General features: G+C 37.9%; 19 protein-coding genes. All 19 read right to left on the reverse strand.

The window, feature by feature from the left end; genetic code table 11:
• Positions 1–6: 6 nt before the first annotated feature.
• The 19 genes from gmd to HGP28_RS11645 all read right to left on the reverse strand — a co-directional run bounded on the left by gmd (position 7) and on the right by HGP28_RS11645 (position 20,011).
• The gene (gmd, locus tag HGP28_RS11555) at positions 7–1,149 is read right to left on the reverse strand and encodes a GDP-mannose 4,6-dehydratase (protein ID WP_168836623.1); all 1,143 of its coding nucleotides are present in this window, start codon (positions 1,147–1,149) and stop codon (positions 7–9) included.
• Positions 1,142–1,921, reverse strand: coding sequence for a glycosyltransferase family protein (locus HGP28_RS11560; protein ID WP_168836624.1), 780 nt, complete (start codon positions 1,919–1,921; stop codon positions 1,142–1,144). Before HGP28_RS11560 ends, gmd begins: the two co-directional genes overlap by 8 nt.
• Positions 1,918–3,033 carry a glycosyltransferase gene (locus HGP28_RS11565; RefSeq protein WP_168836625.1) on the reverse strand — a complete coding sequence of 372 codons (1,116 nt, stop codon included), beginning with the start codon at positions 3,031–3,033 and terminating at the stop codon, positions 1,918–1,920. The genes HGP28_RS11560 and HGP28_RS11565 overlap by 4 nt, the downstream gene beginning before the upstream one ends.
• Entirely contained in the window at positions 3,033–3,644 is a 612-nt protein-coding gene (locus HGP28_RS11570) for a DapH/DapD/GlmU-related protein (RefSeq protein WP_168836626.1), read from the reverse strand. Before HGP28_RS11570 ends, HGP28_RS11565 begins: the two co-directional genes overlap by 1 nt.
• The gene (locus HGP28_RS11575; RefSeq protein WP_211091973.1) at positions 3,625–4,566 is read right to left on the reverse strand and encodes a UDP-glucuronic acid decarboxylase family protein; all 942 of its coding nucleotides are present in this window, start codon (positions 4,564–4,566) and stop codon (positions 3,625–3,627) included. The genes HGP28_RS11570 and HGP28_RS11575 overlap by 20 nt, the downstream gene beginning before the upstream one ends.
• Positions 4,559–5,629 (reverse strand): glycosyltransferase family 4 protein, encoded by a 1,071-nt coding sequence (locus HGP28_RS11580; protein ID WP_168836627.1) that lies wholly within the window; start codon positions 5,627–5,629, stop codon positions 4,559–4,561. Before HGP28_RS11580 ends, HGP28_RS11575 begins: the two co-directional genes overlap by 8 nt.
• On the reverse strand, positions 5,617–6,387 hold the full coding sequence (locus HGP28_RS11585) for a glycosyltransferase family 2 protein (RefSeq protein WP_168836628.1): 771 nt from the start codon (positions 6,385–6,387) through the stop codon (positions 5,617–5,619). The genes HGP28_RS11580 and HGP28_RS11585 overlap by 13 nt, the downstream gene beginning before the upstream one ends.
• 42 nt (positions 6,388–6,429) lie before the next feature.
• A complete protein-coding gene (locus HGP28_RS11590) occupies positions 6,430–7,641 on the reverse strand; it encodes a hypothetical protein (protein ID WP_168836629.1) in 1,212 nt (403 codons plus the stop codon).
• Positions 7,641–8,732, reverse strand: coding sequence for a glycosyltransferase family 4 protein (locus HGP28_RS11595; RefSeq protein WP_168836630.1), 1,092 nt, complete (start codon positions 8,730–8,732; stop codon positions 7,641–7,643). Before HGP28_RS11595 ends, HGP28_RS11590 begins: the two co-directional genes overlap by 1 nt.
• Complete coding sequence (locus tag HGP28_RS11600; protein WP_168836631.1) at positions 8,732–9,742, reverse strand: nitroreductase family protein; 1,011 nt, start codon at positions 9,740–9,742, stop codon at positions 8,732–8,734. Before HGP28_RS11600 ends, HGP28_RS11595 begins: the two co-directional genes overlap by 1 nt.
• Positions 9,727–10,770, reverse strand: coding sequence for a polysaccharide pyruvyl transferase family protein (locus HGP28_RS11605; protein ID WP_168836632.1), 1,044 nt, complete (start codon positions 10,768–10,770; stop codon positions 9,727–9,729). Before HGP28_RS11605 ends, HGP28_RS11600 begins: the two co-directional genes overlap by 16 nt.
• The gene (locus HGP28_RS11610; protein WP_168836633.1) at positions 10,767–11,675 is read right to left on the reverse strand and encodes a glycosyltransferase family 2 protein; all 909 of its coding nucleotides are present in this window, start codon (positions 11,673–11,675) and stop codon (positions 10,767–10,769) included. Before HGP28_RS11610 ends, HGP28_RS11605 begins: the two co-directional genes overlap by 4 nt.
• On the reverse strand, positions 11,672–12,919 hold the full coding sequence (locus HGP28_RS11615; protein ID WP_168836634.1) for a flippase: 1,248 nt from the start codon (positions 12,917–12,919) through the stop codon (positions 11,672–11,674). The genes HGP28_RS11610 and HGP28_RS11615 overlap by 4 nt, the downstream gene beginning before the upstream one ends.
• The gene (wecB, locus tag HGP28_RS11620) at positions 12,916–14,043 is read right to left on the reverse strand and encodes a non-hydrolyzing UDP-N-acetylglucosamine 2-epimerase (RefSeq protein WP_168836635.1); all 1,128 of its coding nucleotides are present in this window, start codon (positions 14,041–14,043) and stop codon (positions 12,916–12,918) included. The genes HGP28_RS11615 and wecB overlap by 4 nt, the downstream gene beginning before the upstream one ends.
• A gap of 467 nt (positions 14,044–14,510) precedes the next feature.
• Entirely contained in the window at positions 14,511–14,723 is a 213-nt protein-coding gene (locus HGP28_RS11625) for a hypothetical protein (protein WP_168836636.1), read from the reverse strand.
• 876 nt (positions 14,724–15,599) lie between these two features.
• Positions 15,600–16,088, reverse strand: coding sequence for a transcription/translation regulatory transformer protein RfaH (rfaH, locus tag HGP28_RS11630; protein WP_168836637.1), 489 nt, complete (start codon positions 16,086–16,088; stop codon positions 15,600–15,602).
• Between the two features lie 62 nt (positions 16,089–16,150).
• On the reverse strand, positions 16,151–18,310 hold the full coding sequence (locus tag HGP28_RS11635; protein WP_168836638.1) for a polysaccharide biosynthesis tyrosine autokinase: 2,160 nt from the start codon (positions 18,308–18,310) through the stop codon (positions 16,151–16,153).
• 64 nt (positions 18,311–18,374) lie between these two features.
• Positions 18,375–18,815, reverse strand: coding sequence for a low molecular weight protein-tyrosine-phosphatase (locus tag HGP28_RS11640; protein ID WP_168836639.1), 441 nt, complete (start codon positions 18,813–18,815; stop codon positions 18,375–18,377).
• 44 nt (positions 18,816–18,859) lie between these two features.
• The gene (locus tag HGP28_RS11645) at positions 18,860–20,011 is read right to left on the reverse strand and encodes a polysaccharide export protein (protein WP_168836640.1); all 1,152 of its coding nucleotides are present in this window, start codon (positions 20,009–20,011) and stop codon (positions 18,860–18,862) included.
• Positions 20,012–20,198 lie beyond the last annotated feature (187 nt).

Below are 20,198 nucleotides of genomic sequence, written 5' to 3' on the forward strand. Positions count from 1 at the left end.
GCAACCTTAAGACATCTTAATATTGGGGGTGTTTTCTTTGGCGACGTTTACGTCAAAACCATGTTCCTTTAGCACCCGGTGCTGCTTGGCTTTTTCCAAGTCAGCTTTGACCATCTCAGCGCACATATCTTCAACAGTGATTTCAGGCTCCCAACCTAACTTGTTTTTCGCGTTCGCAGGGTCGCCCAACAAGGTTTCCACTTCAGCTGGACGAAAATAACGCTGATCCACACGGACAATCACATCACCCACTTTAACTCCAGGCGCATTATCACCACTCACCGCAACCACGGTAGCTATTTCGTCAACTCCTTTACCGCTAAATTCTAGTTCGATACCTGCTTCTAACGATGACATGCGCACAAATTCGCGAACAGAAATCTGCTTACCGGTGGCAATAACGAAGTCTTCAGGGCAGTCTTGCTGTAACATCATCCACTGCATACGAACATAGTCTTTTGCATGACCCCAGTCTCGCAGTGCGTCCATGTTGCCCAAGTACAAACATGGCTCCAAGCCTTGTGCAATATTGGCAATGGCACGGGTGATTTTACGCGTCACGAAGGTTTCGCCACGACGCGGTGATTCATGGTTGAACAAAATACCATTACAAGCATACATCCCATAAGATTCACGATAATTGACGGTAATCCAATAGGCATACATTTTCGCTACCGCATAAGGCGAGCGAGGGTAGAAAGGTGTAGATTCCCGCTGCGGAATTTCTTGAACCAAGCCGTACAACTCTGACGTAGACGCTTGGTAAAAACGGGTCTTCTTCTCTAAGCCAAGGAAGCGAATGGCTTCCAGAAGGCGAAGTGTACCGATGGCATCTACGTCAGCGGTGTACTCTGGTGACTCAAATGACACGGCTACGTGAGATTGCGCTCCCAAATTATACACCTCGTCCGGTCGTACTTCTTGCAGAATACGAGTCAAATTAGATGTATCCGTTAAATCGCCATAATGAAGATAAAATTTGGGATCAGTTTCGTGTGGATCCTGGTATATATGATCAACTCGCTCTGTATTGAAGGATGATGAACGGCGTTTTATCCCGTGTACTTTGTAGCCCTTCTCTAACAGAAACTCTGCGAGATATGAACCATCCTGGCCTGTAACTCCAGTAATTAATGCTGTTTTAGACATTTAGTAAACCTTTTAATCTAATTTTTAGAATAATAAATTTGGCAACACTGGTTAAATGCCAAAAAAAGTGTTTCGAGAGTAATTTTCTATTACTATGTTGAGCCAAGTGAATAGCTGTGAAGTTAGGAAAAAAAGTTAACCCTTGATCAAATAAATACTTAGCCCTAAAACATAGATCCAAGTCTTCACAGTACATATAATACCTCTCATCAAAACCATTTAGTTGGTCATACAAGTCAGCACGTAAAGCCATGAATGATCCTGCACACCAATCGACAGAAGTAGCTTCCTCAATTTTCGATTTATCAATAATCGTCTTATTCACTTTAAACAAAAAAGAAGCCACAAAATCTATTAGCGAAGGAAAACGTCGCACTGAATTATCATAGGTAGATAGCTCTTTATCCTTGTAAAGGTTAATAGTTGCAAACCTATTACCTTTCTTAGATAACTCTGAAACAAAATCGACCAATTGCTTTGCCTCTATTGTCAGGTCAGGATTGAGAATTACTATATAATCATTACCACATATTAAATCTGAATGAGATAGTTTGTTAAACAAAAAGTTGTTATTGGCCCCAAATCCCAGTCTATTATCTGTAATAAAATATTCAAGATCATTATTTAAGCAGTGCGTCTCCAGTACAGGACTACGTATATTATCTTTGATACATACTGTAACCCCATCTTCACAAGCTAGCGTGACTAGATCTGCATTATTTATAATATAATCATCATGCCCATGTGAAACGACAAAGACAAATATCTTCATTTCTTCAATAACCTATCATACAACTGCGCCCACGAAGTACAAGTTTCAGAATCAGACTTCAATATATTGACTCCAAAATTGATATTCCCAGCCACAAAGTCTGAAATTATTTTAGCTAACTCTCTTGGATTATTAGGATCAAAAAAAGTCACTTTGTCATAATCACCGATAGTCTCTTTGGCATACGGAAGGTCTGAAACGATCAAAGGCAAATCAAACGATTTAGCTTCGGAAAGAGGAAGCCCCCAAGTTTCTAGCTTAGAAGGGAACAGCAATGCATGAGCGTCAGCATATATAGTGTTTACTTCATCTTTCGACAGCAGGCCTACAATATCAACACAATCATAACCTGAAAAAGCTTTGCAAAGAAAACGATTAAAGCGATTTCCGTTTGGTTGAAGTGTTAGTGTGATTCGAATCGAACTAAGAACCTCAGGACTTTTGGACTTGATAATTTTAAGAGCCTCCAAAATAACCATATGGTTTTTAAAGGTTCTAGCGAGAGCAGGATAGAAAAAATGAACTAGTTCTATACTATTTGACTTGGATTTAGACTTACATTTATATTCTTTCGGCTGTTTTTTTAATGGGTGAGAAACTATCACTTCCATATCGGGAGACATCTTCTTTATAAAATCTCGAACAAAAGACTGCTGAACTACGACATATTTATTGGCATTAATATTTATCCTGTAAAGAAACCTATAAAACATTGTAAATAGTACAAATTTCAAGTCATACCTGAAGTCGAAGACATTTGGCATATAAAAAGGCGATGGGTTGTGACAGTAAACTGATTGTGTAACTTGCTTTGGTAAAAATGGAGTACAGTCATGCAATGAAAACCAAAAATCTGGTTTTATTTTCATTGCAAGAAAATAACAATAACAATATTCAAAGAACACCCTAAAAGCCCAGTTTCGCTTTACAATAGGAAATTCAATGAACCTAACCTTGGGGTTCAATTTGTGCTCACCAAATAGACTAGCATCATTTACCAAACATACAACAGCCGTTATGGCTTCACAATTAGCTGAAGAGCTGATTGCATCCTTTAAAACTGTAAGCGGGCCCCCTTCAACCAAGTTAACACCTGACAATACAATTTTCATTATTTAAGTTTTTCCCATCTCTTATTTACTAGGTCAAATTTTTTGACTACGCGAGCTGGAGCACCGACAGCAATCGAAAAATCAGGAATGTTAGAGGTGACCACTGATCCAGCACCAATTATTGAATTGTCACCTATTGAAACTCCAGGTAATACGGAAACATTTTCCCCAATCCACACTCGGTTACCTATAGTAACGGCTGAGCAAGAAAGTGGCCTAACTGACGGTAGTTCTAAAACGTCGACGCTACTGTCATCATATAAACCGTGATTATGGTCTGAAATAAACACCTTGCTGGCAATCAGAACATCACTACCTATCGTTACATTCTGAACGCAACCAATGTGAACATAATCGTTAACCTGACAGTTATCACCTATGACTAATCTAGGCTTGCGTTCACTAGCAATACTAAAAGCATCTAATCTTAAACCAACACCGCTTGTGAAGTTTTTTCCAAGCTTAATATGAGCCTTACCACGAATATAAAAAGGAACCCTAACAATTCGAGCATCACAAAAAAGACATTTAGTAATAAGCACATCTCTAATAAGACGAAGCGCACCCAACAAACCGTAACCGTCATAGATCTTAACTAGAGAGTTCAGCATCAAAATACTCGATTGTTTTAACTAAACCTTCTGTCAAGTTCACCTTTGGTTCCCATTGTAATTCAGCTTTAGCCTTAGATATATCAGGCTGGCGCTGTGATGGATCGTCTGATGGTAAAGCTTCGAAAACTAATTTACTTTTACTACCTGTTAATTCGATAACCTGCGACGCCAACTCTAACATAGTGAACTCTGACGGATTACCTAAGTTGATAGGTCCGGTAATACTATCTTCTGACTTCATCAGTGAAGTAAATCCAGTGATTAAATCATCTACATAACAAAAGCTTCTTGTCTGTAAACCATCACCGTAGATCGTAATATTTTTTCCTTGTAAAGCCTGACAAATAAAGTTCGAAACGACTCTACCATCGTCCATCCTCATACGAGGACCAAAAGTATTAAAAATCCGTGCGACTTTAATTTTCAAATCATGTTGCGCCTTATAGTCAAAAAACAACGTCTCAGCACAACGTTTACCTTCATCATAACAACTTCTTACACCAATAGGATTAACATTTCCCCAGTATGATTCTTGCTGCGGATGAACCTTGGGGTCACCGTATACCTCACTGGTAGAAGCTTGAAAAACTTTGGCTTTACAACGTTTGGCTAGTCCTAACACATTAATAGCGCCTATGACACTTGTCTTAGTCGTTTGAACAGGATCAAACTGATAATGTACTGGGCTAGCTGGGCAAGCCAAATTGTAAATTTCATCGACCTCTACATAGAGTGGAAATGTTATATCATGACGTTTGAACTCAAAGTTAGGACAACCAAGAAGATCTGCTATATTAGTTTTTCTACCGGTGTAAAGATTATCCACGCAAAGAACATCGTGTCCTTCATACACAAGTGTCTCACACAAATGAGAACCAAGAAAACCGGCACCACCAGTAACTAAAATACGTTTATACAAAATCCAACTCCTTATACAGTTTCGACATCTTATTCTGGTAACTACTAAAACCAAAATTTTCTACGTAATATTCTTTAAATCTTTTATCTCGCTCGATAAAAACAAATGATTCCAACTTGTTTAGCAGATCGTTCACGGTATTATCGAACAACCAATTTGGATCTATAATAACTTCAGGTAACGCGCAAACATCGCTAGCTATGACAGGTTTATTAAACAAATAACCCTCAATAACTGGGAGACCAAAACCCTCACCATATAAGGCAGGAACGACAACTATGTCTGCGTTAATATAATATTGAGCCAATAAAGCGTCATCAACAAAACCTTGCAAAAATACATTATTTATATCTCGGTCTGCAATATCATTCCTATACTGCTCTAAAAGCGGGCCTTTACCACAGATAACGAATTCAAAGTCTAACATCTGAGTAGCGACTTCAAAAATCATAGGTAACAAAGCACGCTCTTCGATACTCCTTACTATCAGCACGTTACGTTTTTCATTTCCAAGGTCGGTAGATTTATGCTTTTCATCAGACAATTTTTCCAATACAAAAGGAACCGTATTATATATTTTTATTACCTTCTTTAATTCTCGAGAACCAAGTAAACAATTATCTTTCGTGAAATCAGAAATAACATGTATTTTTTTGGCTCTTCTATATACAAATTTCTCTATAAAAAAAAGAATCAAATATTTTACTTTTCCTACACTATTATTAATTTTACAATACTGATAGCAAAGTCCGTCATGAACACTAAAGAGATCTATCCTACACAGCGATACTAAACTGAAGAGATAGTTATGAGAATGAATACGTAGCCCTGAATTTATTATACTTAAATAAATAACCAGGACATTTAAAACAATAGGAAAAAAAATGTTGTTCTTTATAGAGTAGCACTCTATATTCTCATATTCATACTTACGATATTTCTCGTCAAAGGAGATATAGTATTTTTTGCATTCCAACGCTTTGCTTTGGTTAAGAATTACGTTTTCTACACCACGCTTGTGCGTAATGAATGAATTAAAGCCAAAAAAAATCACTGCAGCCATTTGAATACCTTTTTTTTAAGAACAAAAATAGAGTTTTTTGATTTAAAAAACATACGTTTCAATACTGACTCGTGAGATATAGTTGACAGCATCAATTCCTTTTCTTTGAGCAAAAATCGTGCATTCTTAGGATCGCTAGAAACGCCACCTAGAGGAAAAACACTTATAACATCTTCAATCTTGTGAACTTTACATTTCCGAGTAATGCGGAAAAAGGAATGAAAATCCGCAAAATGAGGAAAATCGAGGTCATACATACCAGAATCGATCAATGATCGTCTATTTATAAAATATGCTTGATGACAAATATGACTGTCGAACAATTTCCTAGCAGAGACGTTAAGTAATGAATCGTCGAATTTTGAAACCTTAGGGTATATAAACTGACAGTAATCCTGAGTCGTTGCCATTACATTTCCCATTACAATTCCGTAGTCTGTATTGAGCTTCTCCGTGACGGAGGCCAACACAAAGTCATTGACAAAAAAGTCTCCGCTATTCAAAAAGTATAAGAAATCACAGCTTGCAGCTATAACGCCCTTGTTCATTGCATCATATATACCTCGATCGCTCTCAGATATGTAAACATCAATCAAGTTAGAATACTTAGCTATCACTTCAGATGTATGGTCAGAAGACCCTCCGTCGACGACTACAACTTCAAAGTTTGAATATTGTTGAGAAGAAATACTTGAAAGAGTCAAATCCAATTTCTCTGCACAGTTAAATGTGACAGTAATAATAGAAACTTTAGTCAAAGTAAGGTCCACCTTTATAACAAACCAAATAGGTTAGATACTTTAATTTTTAGGACGAAGATACGACTTCCTTACATAAAATGGAATCATAAAAAAGACAAAGTAACCTGAAAACAAAAACATCAGAATTAACAAGTTAAAAAAGTTGTTAAAAGCATATTGAGAATCAATAAAAAATGGGATGAACATTGCACTAAATAAGACATAAGAATACTCGTTCGCAGCCAAATTCTTGATAAAAGCGATAAAGACAGAGGAAATAATTAGATAAATCAATGCATATTCTCCCAAAATAGCATCAGCCTCAACAAATATCTGAGGGTTAGGTCCATATAGACCATCATTTAACCCGAAATGAATACGGTTTATCATTGGTCCAAGAGAGCTCAACGATGATTCATCAAAAAGCCTTAAACTAACTGCTAGCTGCTCAAAGGGATAAAATACCGATAAAGTCCCCTCTATCGACTCTCTAGCCGAAGCGAAATAATATACAGGGCCATCCGCAAAACTCATTAACCTATAGACCAAAAAGCCAATTGCCTTGTCACCATAAATAACGCTAAACATAACCATGGTCGCGAATAATGAAGACGCAACCATTAAAAAAACAAATTTATAATTAAGTTTCTTTCGGGAAAAGTATATAAAAGTAAAATAGTAAAATATTAATACTATAAGACCTGACTTAGCCCCCATCGTCATCAACAAATAGCAAACAAATAAGAAAACAACTACAGCAACTTGCTTCGAGTATTTGGCAGTTACAAAAAACCAAGCTCTAAAGGAATAGATGGTGAGAATTGGTATACTTAACTGGTTAATTCTTTTAAATAGTCCAGCTCCTCGATAGAATTCAACTTTTGCAGCTCCCACATCAGCGGAAAGAAAAATTACTCCTTTTTTAAAAAACAAGATAATATTAAATATAACGCTTACAAGCAAAATGAACTTTGCAAATCCATCAAAAATATCACAACCAACAACGTTAACCTTTTTAACTTTTGAGAAAACAAAGTTTGCAAACATCAGAATAAAAAAGAAAACAACAAAATCAGCTAGCTCTTTATAGCCAATTAAAGAGTTTATAAAAACCAGAAAAAAAGAAAACACTACTTGAAAAACAGGTAATATAAACGGGTCACCATACGAAAAAATCAACTTTGTTCTTTTAGCAACAAAACAAAAAAACAAAGCGATTAGTAAACTAAGCACGATGCTGTTGAATTCCAAGTAATCAACAAAAAGTGGCATTAACTAATCCTATCTACAACCGATTTCCAAGATTTTTTCCAGTGTTCAATAGTATGTGCGTTTAGTATGACATCTTTCTGTCTAGCTGACTCTGCATCGACATCTTCAATTAACAGATCTATTTTATCTGCTAAACTCTCAGGATTTACATCAGAATGAACACAATCGATATCTTTCAAACCACCAACATATGTAGCTACAACAGGACAACCACAAGACATAGATTCTAAAGCGGATAACGAAGTGCCTTCCATCTCAAGGGTGGGTACTACCGAAATCAAACTCCTGTTATAGTAACTAAGAAGTTCGTCTTGCGAAATATTGCCGACAAATTCAACACGTTCATTTAGCTGATACTTGTCAACCAGCTCGATACACTCTTCGTAGTATCTTCCTTCTAAAGGCCCCCCCGCAATAATCAATTTATATCCCTCTTTTGATGCAGAAGAAATATTAAATGCTTCAATTGCAAGAGTCACCCCTCTAGACCGACGAATATTTCGAGGGACTAATATATTTTTTTTACGTTTAAGTCCAAGATCTCTAAACTTTGAATTATCTATACAGTTTGGAATAAAGAAAACATTATTCGCCACTTCGGTATGAAGACTCTCTCCTGCCTGTACATTAAGCCCTCTGTATCGTAATATTTCTGAACAATTAGCGACCAAAATGTCATTGGTTCTAAGCTTGGACCTAGCCACAGACTTTTTGTACTTATTAAATACGTCTTTTGATTTAGTAGTCCAATCAACACCATGAGAAATAACAATAGTTCGAACATCTTTAGGTAACATGGAATAGTGGAAGAAGTAATTGCAAAAAATCAATGATTGCTTCTTCAAGAAACTGCGACTCAACAGTACATTTAGATTGAACCAAAACCAATCGAACCCTGGAATAAAGCGATGAAAAAACCTACCGGGAGGAGTAAACAGGATATCTTCATGCTCTTTTCCTCTAAATGGTTGAATATATTTATTCTCGTAACCTTGATCTAGAAGAATTTTTGAGAGGCTATCAATATATACTTCTTGCCCACCAAAGATTGGAAAGTAGTGCATCGTTACATGTAAACTTTTCTTTTTCATTATCTAAACTCCAAACACTCACTAATGTCAACCCTTTTAGATATAGGCATCTTTACTACTTCATTCGGTTTATATCCAATAGCAATTGCCACAATAGGTTCCCAAGTCTTTCTAATATCAAGCAACGAATATAAGCGTTCATTATTTTTAGCAGTAGAAGGCCACATAAGTGGGCACGTGGATAACGAATGATACTCGAGAGAATACAACAGGTTCATTGCAAATATACCAGAGTCAATATATGGTTGATTTCTTTCTTGAATTCCTTCGAAAACTTCTAAGTCTGAGAACACTACCACCAAGTTCTTTATTTGGTCTTTAAACCCGTTTGCTCCTCCTTGAATGTCAAGCAATTGACCGATCAGCTTTTCATTATTCAGATAGACTAATTTGGTAGATTGTCGATTACACACTGATGGAGAAGTCAACGCAAGTTTAACTACATTCTCAAGAATGTTCTTAGAAATAACCTTATCGTCAAACACTCGAACTGATTTTCTTCGATGGGCTAAAGATCTAAAATCGTTATCTCCATCAAACCTACTACAATCGTAACTCGTCGTTGATGAATGTAACTTCTCAATGCTGACTCCAAAATTATCTAAATGCTTTTTTAAAATAGTACTTACATTCTCTATATATTCGCTTCTCTCGTAATCGTGTTTATCAACATAAGACTTGAGACAACTCAGCGAAGCATTAACGTGGGTAGAGCTAAATTTTCCTTTTTTTTTTAATTTTTTTAACTTCGTTAGGTAATAATCAATAGCCTCAATATGTTTCTTACCAAAGTAAGGGCGGAAGTGTTTCATCGCGAGCCCTTTTTCAATGCCATGATAATGCGCTGTTAAGCGTCCCTCTATCAAGCGTTCCGAATTCATAAATGTTTTAAAAGTAGCAGAATAAGCTACATATCTTCGGTAGTCTCTAAAACATTCAACCAACAAGGAAAAAACACTAACAGATTTAAAAATGACATTTTTCAACAGATGAACTATTTTTCCAAACATTTCAACAGATACTCCTCACAGCCTTTAACTTCATCACGAACTAATCTATTAACTCTGTCAAAGTCAATCCCAGAGTTTAACGCTTCACGCAACTTACAAGTATCATCGACTCTTGACTCATAAAGTCTTTTTTCTAGTCCAAACTTGGTCAATATGTGAAATATTTTGTTTTTGCGATAAGGGGTAACCAAAGACACAAAGTCTTTATTCATTTGAATTGACAGCAATGTACCGTGATACATACCCGTAACTACAAGCTTTGCGTTTTTGATATAACCCAACCATTCAAATGGTCCAATTGAATCAAAATTATCATCTGCAAACTCCCATCTGTAACCTACTGAAACAATCCTTAGATTTTGTTTTATCGCGTATTCTTTTATCTCTTTTATTTCATCTTTTTCGAAGATATAAGAATAGACCAAAATATAGTCTTTAATCTTTGGTACAACAAGGTCATTAGAAAAGTCATATAAAAATGTTGGGTCTAATACTTCTTGACACTTCACACCAAAAGCTTCTACAAAGCGTTTAGAGTTCGTATCTCGCACGGCAATATTGTCCATATTACGCAGTAAATCAGGTAGACTTTCTGGATAACCTTGTTCTAGCTTGTCTGGTCCAAATGAAGCTGCATAGGATGATATTTTTTGAGAAGGTAACGATTCACCGAAATAAGAAGAATCAAAACCAATTAATGGGTTAGAGTAATTAAATACAGAATCGCTCCCAATAAAAATATGATCGTAGCTTTCATTAATATCCTTTATGTTGGCATACCAACGAGTCTGCTTAAAACTTTTCTGATTCTTCTTGAAGTTTATTATTTTCAGTAAATTCTTTGTGAAAACACGTGGACTAATCGTACCCAAAAAAACTTGATACTCCCTCAAAGCGAACTCTTTTCTTTTATAGTTTATTATTTCAGTTTCGTAACCCAATAATTCTAACTTTCTTTGGAAGGCAAATGCTTGAGCGAAACCTCCATAGTTGAAACCATCGTGAAAAGTTAAAATACCAACTCTCATTTATCAATTAACCTTCTTATTTTATTTATACAACGAGACCAAATAGAAACATTTGAAGCTGTTATTATTTTTGACCATTCAGCATCTCTTCGATAATCAAGATAGAAATCATCTCTTGGCTGTTTCGGTAGTAGAAACTCACCTGTTTTAAGGTTTGCTAGGTGGCTTTCTTCATTAAATGTATGCGTAGCATCTGCACCAAAGCCAACATTTGAAATTAGATTCACCTCTGGAATAACAGTAAATCCTCTAAGAAGCTTGCATAAAAACCATTGATAATCCCATGTGTCAATTTTTTTATCGTACACATCATCAAAAATTTTTTGCCATAGCTTCGCCTCTTTTTCTTCGAAGATATTGAAAAGAATGTTCTGCTTCCTAACCTCAGGCCAAAAAGAAATCTCAGGATCATTGTTTAACCAGCATTCTTTCCACGTAGCCCATCCCCAAATTCTATTATATTTAGAGAGGTAATAACCGTCTGAAGAACCAACGCTAGACAGAGGGTTTGTGCCACCTATTTGTAATACGTTTTTTACATCACGATACTTATCTAACATGTGCTCGCAAAAAGTAAAAAAACTAACATGGGGAACACAATCATCTTCCAGAATAATTGCCTCTTCCTCATTTTCAAAAACCCAATCTATCGCTGAAACAACGCCATATTTGCAGCCCCTATTAGTCTTCGAGAATCTTGTCTGAACATCTCCAGCCCAATCGATTTTCTCCACTAATTTTCTTATCTCTGCTTGTTTTTCTGCGTCTCTGACATTGCCTTCCCTCGGGCCATCGATCGCAATATATAGTTTGGCAGGTTTAATAAGCGAGACCTTGTCTAAAACTTTTTTTATTTCTTTGGGACGGTTGAAACCGATTAATAATATAGGTTTTATATATTTCATGATACTCTAAAACTAATGATTGCTTTATTGTTTACCAGAAAATACTTTCTAGTTTCTTTCTTCATAAGCAGACTAAAATGACTAACATAGGATTGAGAAATCAGGGTAGACAATCCTGCTCCATAGATTCCACAAACTGGTATTAAATAATAATTCAGTACTAAATTCATAACACATCCTTGGAGAGATCTCTTTAGAAGCTCTTTCTCTAGATCATCTTGTATCATCAACCTGGAGCTAAAAACTCCTAAAATTACAAATGGAAATGCATAAGTATAAACGTGCAATACGGATGCAGCATTTGCATAAGCTAGACCATAGAGATAGTAAATAATAAGTTCACTAAACAGAGAAATTATTAAGCTTAGAAAAATTCCTGCAATTAGAACTTTATTCAGTATATATCTGTATTTTATTAAAGATTCCTCTCTATCTACATTAAGCATTCCTAATACAGAAGGTAGAAGCGAGTTACAAATAACAATAGGAATGAAATACATCGCCTCAATTAATCGACTAGCGGAATTATATATTCCAACATGCTCAACACCTAAATAATGCTCAATCATTATTTGGTCGGCTTTCATGTACAACACTACAGAAACACCACTAACTAGCAATGGAATGCCATTTTTTATAACACCAATGGCATTTTCTAAAGTGTATTTTACTTTTTTTTTGCAGAGTTTATCTGTAATAGATATCCAATAAAGAGAACACACCACAACTGACTCAATAACGACAATTGTCGAAAATATATAAACATTAGCTCCATAAAAAATTGCTACGGATTTTAGCAATAAGGATAACGTCGTTGCTATAATAGAAAAGATACCAATCAATCGCCCTTTACCAAGATGATAATTGATATGTTCCACAATAAGTAAATTATTACAAACTATAAGTATGGAAAATATACAAAGTAAATAAAGTAATTTAGTATCTTTAACATAGAAATAAGCACATACGAAAAATAATAAAAAACCAAAAACACAAGCCAATAACCGTATTTTTAATATGAGTTTTATATCACTTCCCTTTGAAAAATCAGAGTTCAACCTTTTAATAAATACAGGTTCCAGACCCAAACCAGAGAGTATCACAAATATTGTGACGATACTTTGAGAATATCCCATCAACCCAAAGTCAACTGGACCTAAAATACGCGCTATATAGGTACCTACAACCAACCCTGATATGATCTTTAAGACTTTATCAAATATAATTAATAGAGAACCATTCATAAGCGATGAATAATATCGCATATTCTAGCGGATGATTTTCCATCCCCATAAGGGTTATGAGCAAAACTCATTAACTCGTAAGCCTTATGATCTTTTAGTAACACGGCTAACTCTGTAACAATCTTGACAATATCCGTACCAACTAATTTTACAGTACCAGCGGCAACAGCTTCTGGTCTCTCGGTTGTATCACGCATAACTAGTACCGGCTTACCCAACGAAGGTGCCTCTTCTTGAATTCCGCCAGAATCAGTAAGAATAATGTGTGCGCGACTCATTAAATAGATAAATGGAAGGTACTGTTGTGGCTCAATCAAATAAATGTTATCAATATTAGAAAGAATACGATTAACAGGTTCACGAACATTGGGATTCAAATGTACCGGGTACAGAACCTGGCAATCAGGGTTCGTTTTAGCCGTTTGTGCTAGCGCCTCACAAATTCTCTCAAATCCACCACCAAAACTTTCACGACGGTGACCTGTGACAAGAATTAGCTTTTTTGTTTTATCTAACATTGAGAACTGAGCTGCAAGACTTGCCTCAAGGGTTGAGTCATTGTCAATCTTATCTTTAACCATCAATAGCGCATCGATAACAGTATTACCCGTTACATGAATATCGCTCTCAGCATAGTTTTCATTCAACAGGTTTTGCTTCGATGTATCCGTTGGAGCAAAGTGGTATTTTGTCAATACCCCTGTTAATCTTCTGTTTGCTTCTTCTGGCCAAGGCGAATAAATATTTCCCGTACGAAGCCCTGCTTCTATATGCCCGACTTCAACTTTCTCATAACAAGCTGCCAAAGACGCTGCGAAAGTAGTCGCTGTATCACCATGCACCAATACAATATCCGGTCTAAAATCCTGTAGAACTGGCTTTAACTTCTGAAGAATACGTGCAGTCACATCATTCAGAGTCTGTCCTGTTTTCATCAAGTTCAAATCGTAATCAGGTATAATGTCAAACAGTTCTAGCACCTGATCTAGCATTTCACGGTGTTGCGCGGTTACACAACATTTTGATTCAAATCTCTCATCTGCTGCTAATGCGTGAACAAGAGGTGCCATTTTAATTGCTTCAGGGCGAGTGCCAAAAACAGTTAATACTTTTTTCCTATCCATAATTTATACTTCTACTGTTACATAAAAATAAAGACTTTACATAGATTCTCAATACTTCCACTTACACCTCAAATATCTATACTCACCTAGGACAATTTTCATTCATTTTGATGATGGTCAAATTTCACAACCTCACTGAAACTGATGGTTTTAAGTGCTTTCTCTAGCCCGATCCTATAAGTGATCTAGAAAAGCCAAATTAAAGTTCAAACCCACCCTTTTAAGTGGTTGTTTCAACTCATACAGAGTATCTCTTCCTACCAAAGTAAACTTTATGAGGACCAAGGTCATTGATAGCCTAACGGTTACGCTCTTCGTTATAATGCCTTGTATTGTTGACAATTTTAACACCTGCTTCAAGGGGAGCGCTGTAAGCTTTTAAGTAAATATACTCATATTGCAGGCTTAACCACGATCGCTTAATAAAAAACGTTGTCGACCCCGCAACCTTTTCCATACATACTGAACTAGTTCACCTTATAAAGCGACTTGGTAATGATGATAATCTCATTCGACGTTCGGTACACTTTTTGTTGTACGAGACTCATACCATTTTCAGTGGCAAATGCCTTGACTATGTTAATAGCGCCAAGTTCGCGAGAATCATCATAAAAACTGCTTGCCGTTTTACCATCAATCGCGAGCACTTCGTCATTGTTCAACTCACAACAATCTTTCATCCATTCTGGAATCGAATAGCACTAATCATTCTCACCGTTCGGACTTTAGTCGATGTTGAGGTAACACCATGACTAAAACAACAAATCGCTTTAAAAAAGTCAGACGACCTTTGCCACTGCGGCATATCGCGTTTCAGTCATTTTGACCAGAGAATACACCGTAAATTGTTAACAAAATAATATTAGTCAACTTGTTCTTGACTTTACCTTTGATTAAAATCTGGGACAATATCGAATTGTATGAATACTGCTTACTATTATTATGCCCAAATTTATCTATGGCGGTATAATAAAACACTGATAGTGTTCTATAAATCGATCTTCGACTACTTAATTGTTATGTTATAACACTAAATAATGAACCTAGACAATTGAAATATCAATACGCGCCCCCCTTTACACAAGGGCTAGTACATGTTTTCCCTAGTCATGTATACGAAAGATTTGAAATCAACATCTAGCCATTAATAGTCAACAAGTTTTACTTTACTTACTTCCATACCCTGTTCGATATCAGCTATATCTTCAAATAATACATTATGCACCCGTACTTAATTCCTATTTATAGGGTGTAAAATGAGCCTATTATCATAGATATCAAAGTCACACCAATGGTCAAAGGCTCATAGAAGTGTACGTTTATCTCAAACATTCAATTACACCTGAGAAACTTTTGATTCGTTTTGAGACAGTAGAATTTCGCCTGCCTCTGACAAAACCTAGATCTAACTTATTTCTTAAACCGCCTCAATAGATCCTGAAAAATTTGACCTTACAAATTAAACATCATTCTATTTCAAGTACGCTACCGCCCTTAGGTTACAACTCCTAAAGGTTGATGATTTTACCAGCAAATTCATTTTGTTATCTTGAATGTTAACACTCACTAATATCATTATTATCAATGATAATTTTGGTTTCATTATTCAAGATATTCAGCAGTACCATGCTACGCGCAATGCCGTCATATTGAAGAAAGCGTCCGGTTAATCCTTTATAGGGTCCGTGATTAATTTCAATATTCGCACCCGGCTGTAACCCCAAATCAATCGGATCTATCACTAATCGCTTAATTTGATTGAATAAGTACAAAGGCACTTGCTGTGGCTTACCCGCAAACATCACAAAGCCGACAGCGCCAATAGTATTACGAACCTTACTTGCAGAGAGAGATAAAAGGTCGAGATTAACAAAGATATATCCGGGAAAAAGCGCCTCCATTTTCTGAGCTCGTTTTCCACGCACTAATTTTATTACCTCAATAGTGGGGTAATAATTTTCTATCCCTTGATTGGAAAAATTTAGTGCCGCTTTGGTTTCCTGCCGAGGCTTACACTGCACTAAATACCACTGCTTACTATCCACTTTTCTTATTTACACTTAAATCAATAAATAATGAGCACCAATCTTCGGCGCTCACTCTCAAATCATTTACTGTCACTTGAATAGGCGTAGTTGTAATAGCCGTATCCGTAACTTGAGGCTTTCTTTTCAGTTGCGTTAAGAATGACGCCTTTCACTTCGATACCGGACTGCTCAAATCGGTTTCTGGCAAACTCAATTTCTTTAATTGAGTTCAAACTATAGCGCGCCACCATTAATGTGGTTCCGGCAATAGCACCGACAATACTTGGGTCGGTTACGGCAAGAATAGGTGGAGTGTCGATGATGACTAGATCGTACTCTTCACTTGCCCAATCAACCAATGCCTTAAAGCGCGGGTGCATCAAAAGCTCTGATGGATTCGGTGGCACTTGGCCACGCGTCATGATGTCCAAGTTTTCAATTTGAGTCTGTTTTACTGCGTCATTTAAGCCAATTTTAGCGGCTAAGTGGTCAGATAAACCATCATTCGAGTCTAAGCCAAAACATTGCTGTAAATACCCTTTACGCATATCACCATCGATCAATAACACCTTTTGGCCTGTCTTCGCGGCTACGGCAGCAAAGTTGGTAGAGACAAACGATTTACCAATACCAGGCGCAGGACCTGAGATCATCACCACATTGTTTTTGGCTTCCATCATCGCAAAATGCAAGCTGGTACGCAGGCCACGCAACGCCTCAACCGAGAGATCTGCAGGGTTAGTTTCAGCAAGTAAGCTCATGGTACCAAGCAAAGGCTTTTTCTTACCTACACCTAAACGCTCAGCTAATTTAAGCTGCAAATCCGATTTAGGCACACTGGCGTAAACCGAAAGCCCCAATTGCTCAATCTCTTCCGGTGTTTCCACCCCTTTATGCAGCGCCGCTTTGACCAGAACGACTGCAACACTAAGCATTCCCCCAAGCAGCGTTGCCAACACCACAATCAAAGGTTTCTTTGGTTTTACCGGCTGAGCAAACGCTTGAGCTTCATCCAAAATACGAACATTTCCAACGGTACCTGCTTTAATTATGTTCAGCTCTTGTACCTTATTTAACAACTGAAGGTACATTTCTTGGCTCACTTCAACATCGCGCATTAAGCGCAGCACTTCACGTTGTGTTTTTGGCAGTTTTTGAATCTGTCGGTTTAAGCGCTCTTTCTCTTTAAGTAGAGTCTCCCGCTTATCGAGTAGTGAAATATAAGCTGGGTGGTCCTTGGTAAAACGCTGACTGATTTCACTCTCTTTGAAGGTAAGCTCATTAAGCTGAGCCTCAAGCTCTACCATTACCTTAAGCGCCGATTGTGCTTCTAAATTTAAATCAACCGATTCATTGTCTTGACGGTAAGCATTCAGGGTATCTTCCGCGCCAGTGAGTTCAGTTTTTATGTCTGGCAAATGGCCTTGTAAAAAGGTTAGGCTTTTTTCTGCTTCTGCCGAGTGACGCGCGACATTTTGCAAAAAGTAGTTTTGCGCAATGTCGTTGAGTAACTTCACAGCGAGAACGCGGTCAGCACTTTCAAAGCTAAGCTCTAAAATACCCGTTTGTTTACCACGCTCAGTCACGACAAGGTTTTGTTTTAACCACTCAATCGCTTCTAAATTACTGCGTTTTGATAGTGAAAATTCAGCGCCTGTCTCACCGGTGATTTGCGCGACAAACAGGCGATATTCACCGCTTTCTGCCAATTCACCTACGGTGCCAGATAAAATCACATTATCGTTATCATCCACCAGCTGATAGCGATTCGCCTCTGGCTCAGTCAACACAATTCGCAGCACTTGGCCAATATCGTACTTTGGAAATTCAAAACGGCTTACGCTAATACCGTTTTGGCTGTCTGTTAAGCGCGCAATACCACTGCCAACTACAGGTAAATAGATGGGTGTCGCGACGGTGGTCAAATTGAATTTTTCTACTGTGTCGCCCAAAATCATCCGCGATTTGATGATTTCAATTTCTGTACTGGCTGAAGACTCTTGTGAAAACAACTCCCCCATATCCCCAACCATCGCAGAGATGCCACCACCACTTTTCTCCTCAATTTGCAATAAAGCGTCTGCTTTATAAATAGGGGTAGAAAGCAGAGCAACGGCAATACCGCCAAGCGCAAAAACAAAAGTGGTGAGAATGATAGTCCACTTAGCATCCAGCAACACGCCAAACAGCTTAGTTAAATCAATTTCATCATTGTCAGGTTGAGATTTGGTTTGGGTCATAATAATAAAAGGTGTTGTTATTCATGTTTTGCTTGAAACATGCTCAAGCTCTATTGTTACTAAATTACAGTTTTTTTGCCCAAGCTTGGGCTGATTCGTAAATCAATTTGCAAGCAAAATCAAACGCTTCTTTACTTTGGCGATATGGGTCGGGAATGTCTTTTTGTCCAATCCATTGACCAAACAGCATGGTTTTTCCGCGAGCTTCTGGTGCAATTTGACCTAGTGCATCAATGTGGCCTTTTTCCATTACCAAAATCAAATCGTATTCCGCGCACATGCTTGCAGTAATCTGTCTCGATTGATGATTGCTCACATCAATGCCATGCTCTGCGGCCACTTCAACCGATAATGGGTCTGCGGGCTTTCCTACCATACGGCTTTTTTCTGCTGCAATGCCTGCTGAAGCAATCTGCTTATTTGGTAATAGGTCTTGCAACATACGCTCACCAATTGGAGAACGGCAGATGTTTGCGACGCACACAACTAAAATTTTGTTAAACAAGTTTTACTCCTAAGTATGAAGAGCTGTGGTCCAAGCTTTCAATCCTACGGCCAATTCCGTACTCTTAACACACCTTCGGTTATTTCGTTAAAGCCAGTGATGGTTGGCAGCAATTGACTGATCACACGGTTCCAACGGGTTATTGGCGCGGTAGTCACGTAAACCACATCATAAGGCTGCAAATCAAACTCGGTGCCTAGTACGAGTGCCGAGGCTTCTTGAATGTTGAGCTGATAGATGTTGGCCATGCTTTGGCTCTTATCATCACTGCTGCGAATCACAAACACGCCCGTAGCATCGGCAGAAAGCTCATTAATGCCGCCCACGCTACTCAGCGCTTCAGTGAGGCTCATCCCTACTCGGTCAATTGTAAGCAGTTGCGGCTCGTCTACCTCACCTAACACAAACACTTTTTGGCTGTCGTTGCGCGGCACATGAATAATATCCCCCGGGTGCAACAGATGATTTTGGGTTAAATCACCACGCTGCATCAGACCATAAAGCGATACGTTAGTTTCAACGCCATTGCGAGCTAATACCACGTTGCGCCAATCAGCATCACTGGCTAATCCGCCGGCATTATTGATCGCATCAAGCAAAGTAAGAGGAATATTGGTAATGGGTTGCTGGCCCGGTCTAGAGACTTCGCCGGTCACATAGGCTTTTTTCGCTCGAAAAGCCGCTACGTTGACATCAAGTTGTGGACTTTCGATGTATTTACTCAAACGCTGCGCCATCTCAGCACGAATTTCACGTACCGTTTTTCCCTGAACCACAACCGTGCCAATATAAGGGTAAAATATTGTGCCATCGGCGTGAACCCAGTTACCCGCTTCGGACGCGCTGCGGTATGAACCTGCCGGAATGGTCAGTTCCGGATGGTCAAAAACCGTAACATTTAGAATATCGCCAGGACCTACACGGTATTCATAAGCGGCGACAAGCGCGTCGAGCTGTGGATTTGGGGTGGGATTAAAACGCTCTGCAACTTTGAGTATTGCTACATTGCTTGGGCTTAGTGGATAAAGATTGATCGCATCAGTCAGTGAAGCATCATTGACATTCGATTTATTTGATAATTCGCCAGAAGTCGCTAGAGGCAAATCCGATGGATTCAAGTTTGAGCCGGGTACAGCACAGCCCACTAAAAGCAGCGGCATTAGTGCAATAAGGGGCAGTTTTTTGTTCAATTCCATGTCAACCGTACTGTAAATACGCACTACTGGCCTTGCTTGGCGCAGTATCACGAAATAATTTTTATCAATTGGTCAGGCTTATGGTGCCTGCCTCTAGGGTATTTTCGGCGACGATTCGCGAAAATCCTTGTTTATTTTTAGCGATAGCATACCAGCTAATTTTGCCAATGAATAAGCAAATTGTGTG

This window comes from Vibrio agarilyticus (assembly GCF_012641465.1).
GTDB classification, from domain to species: domain Bacteria; phylum Pseudomonadota; class Gammaproteobacteria; order Enterobacterales; family Vibrionaceae; genus Vibrio; species Vibrio agarilyticus.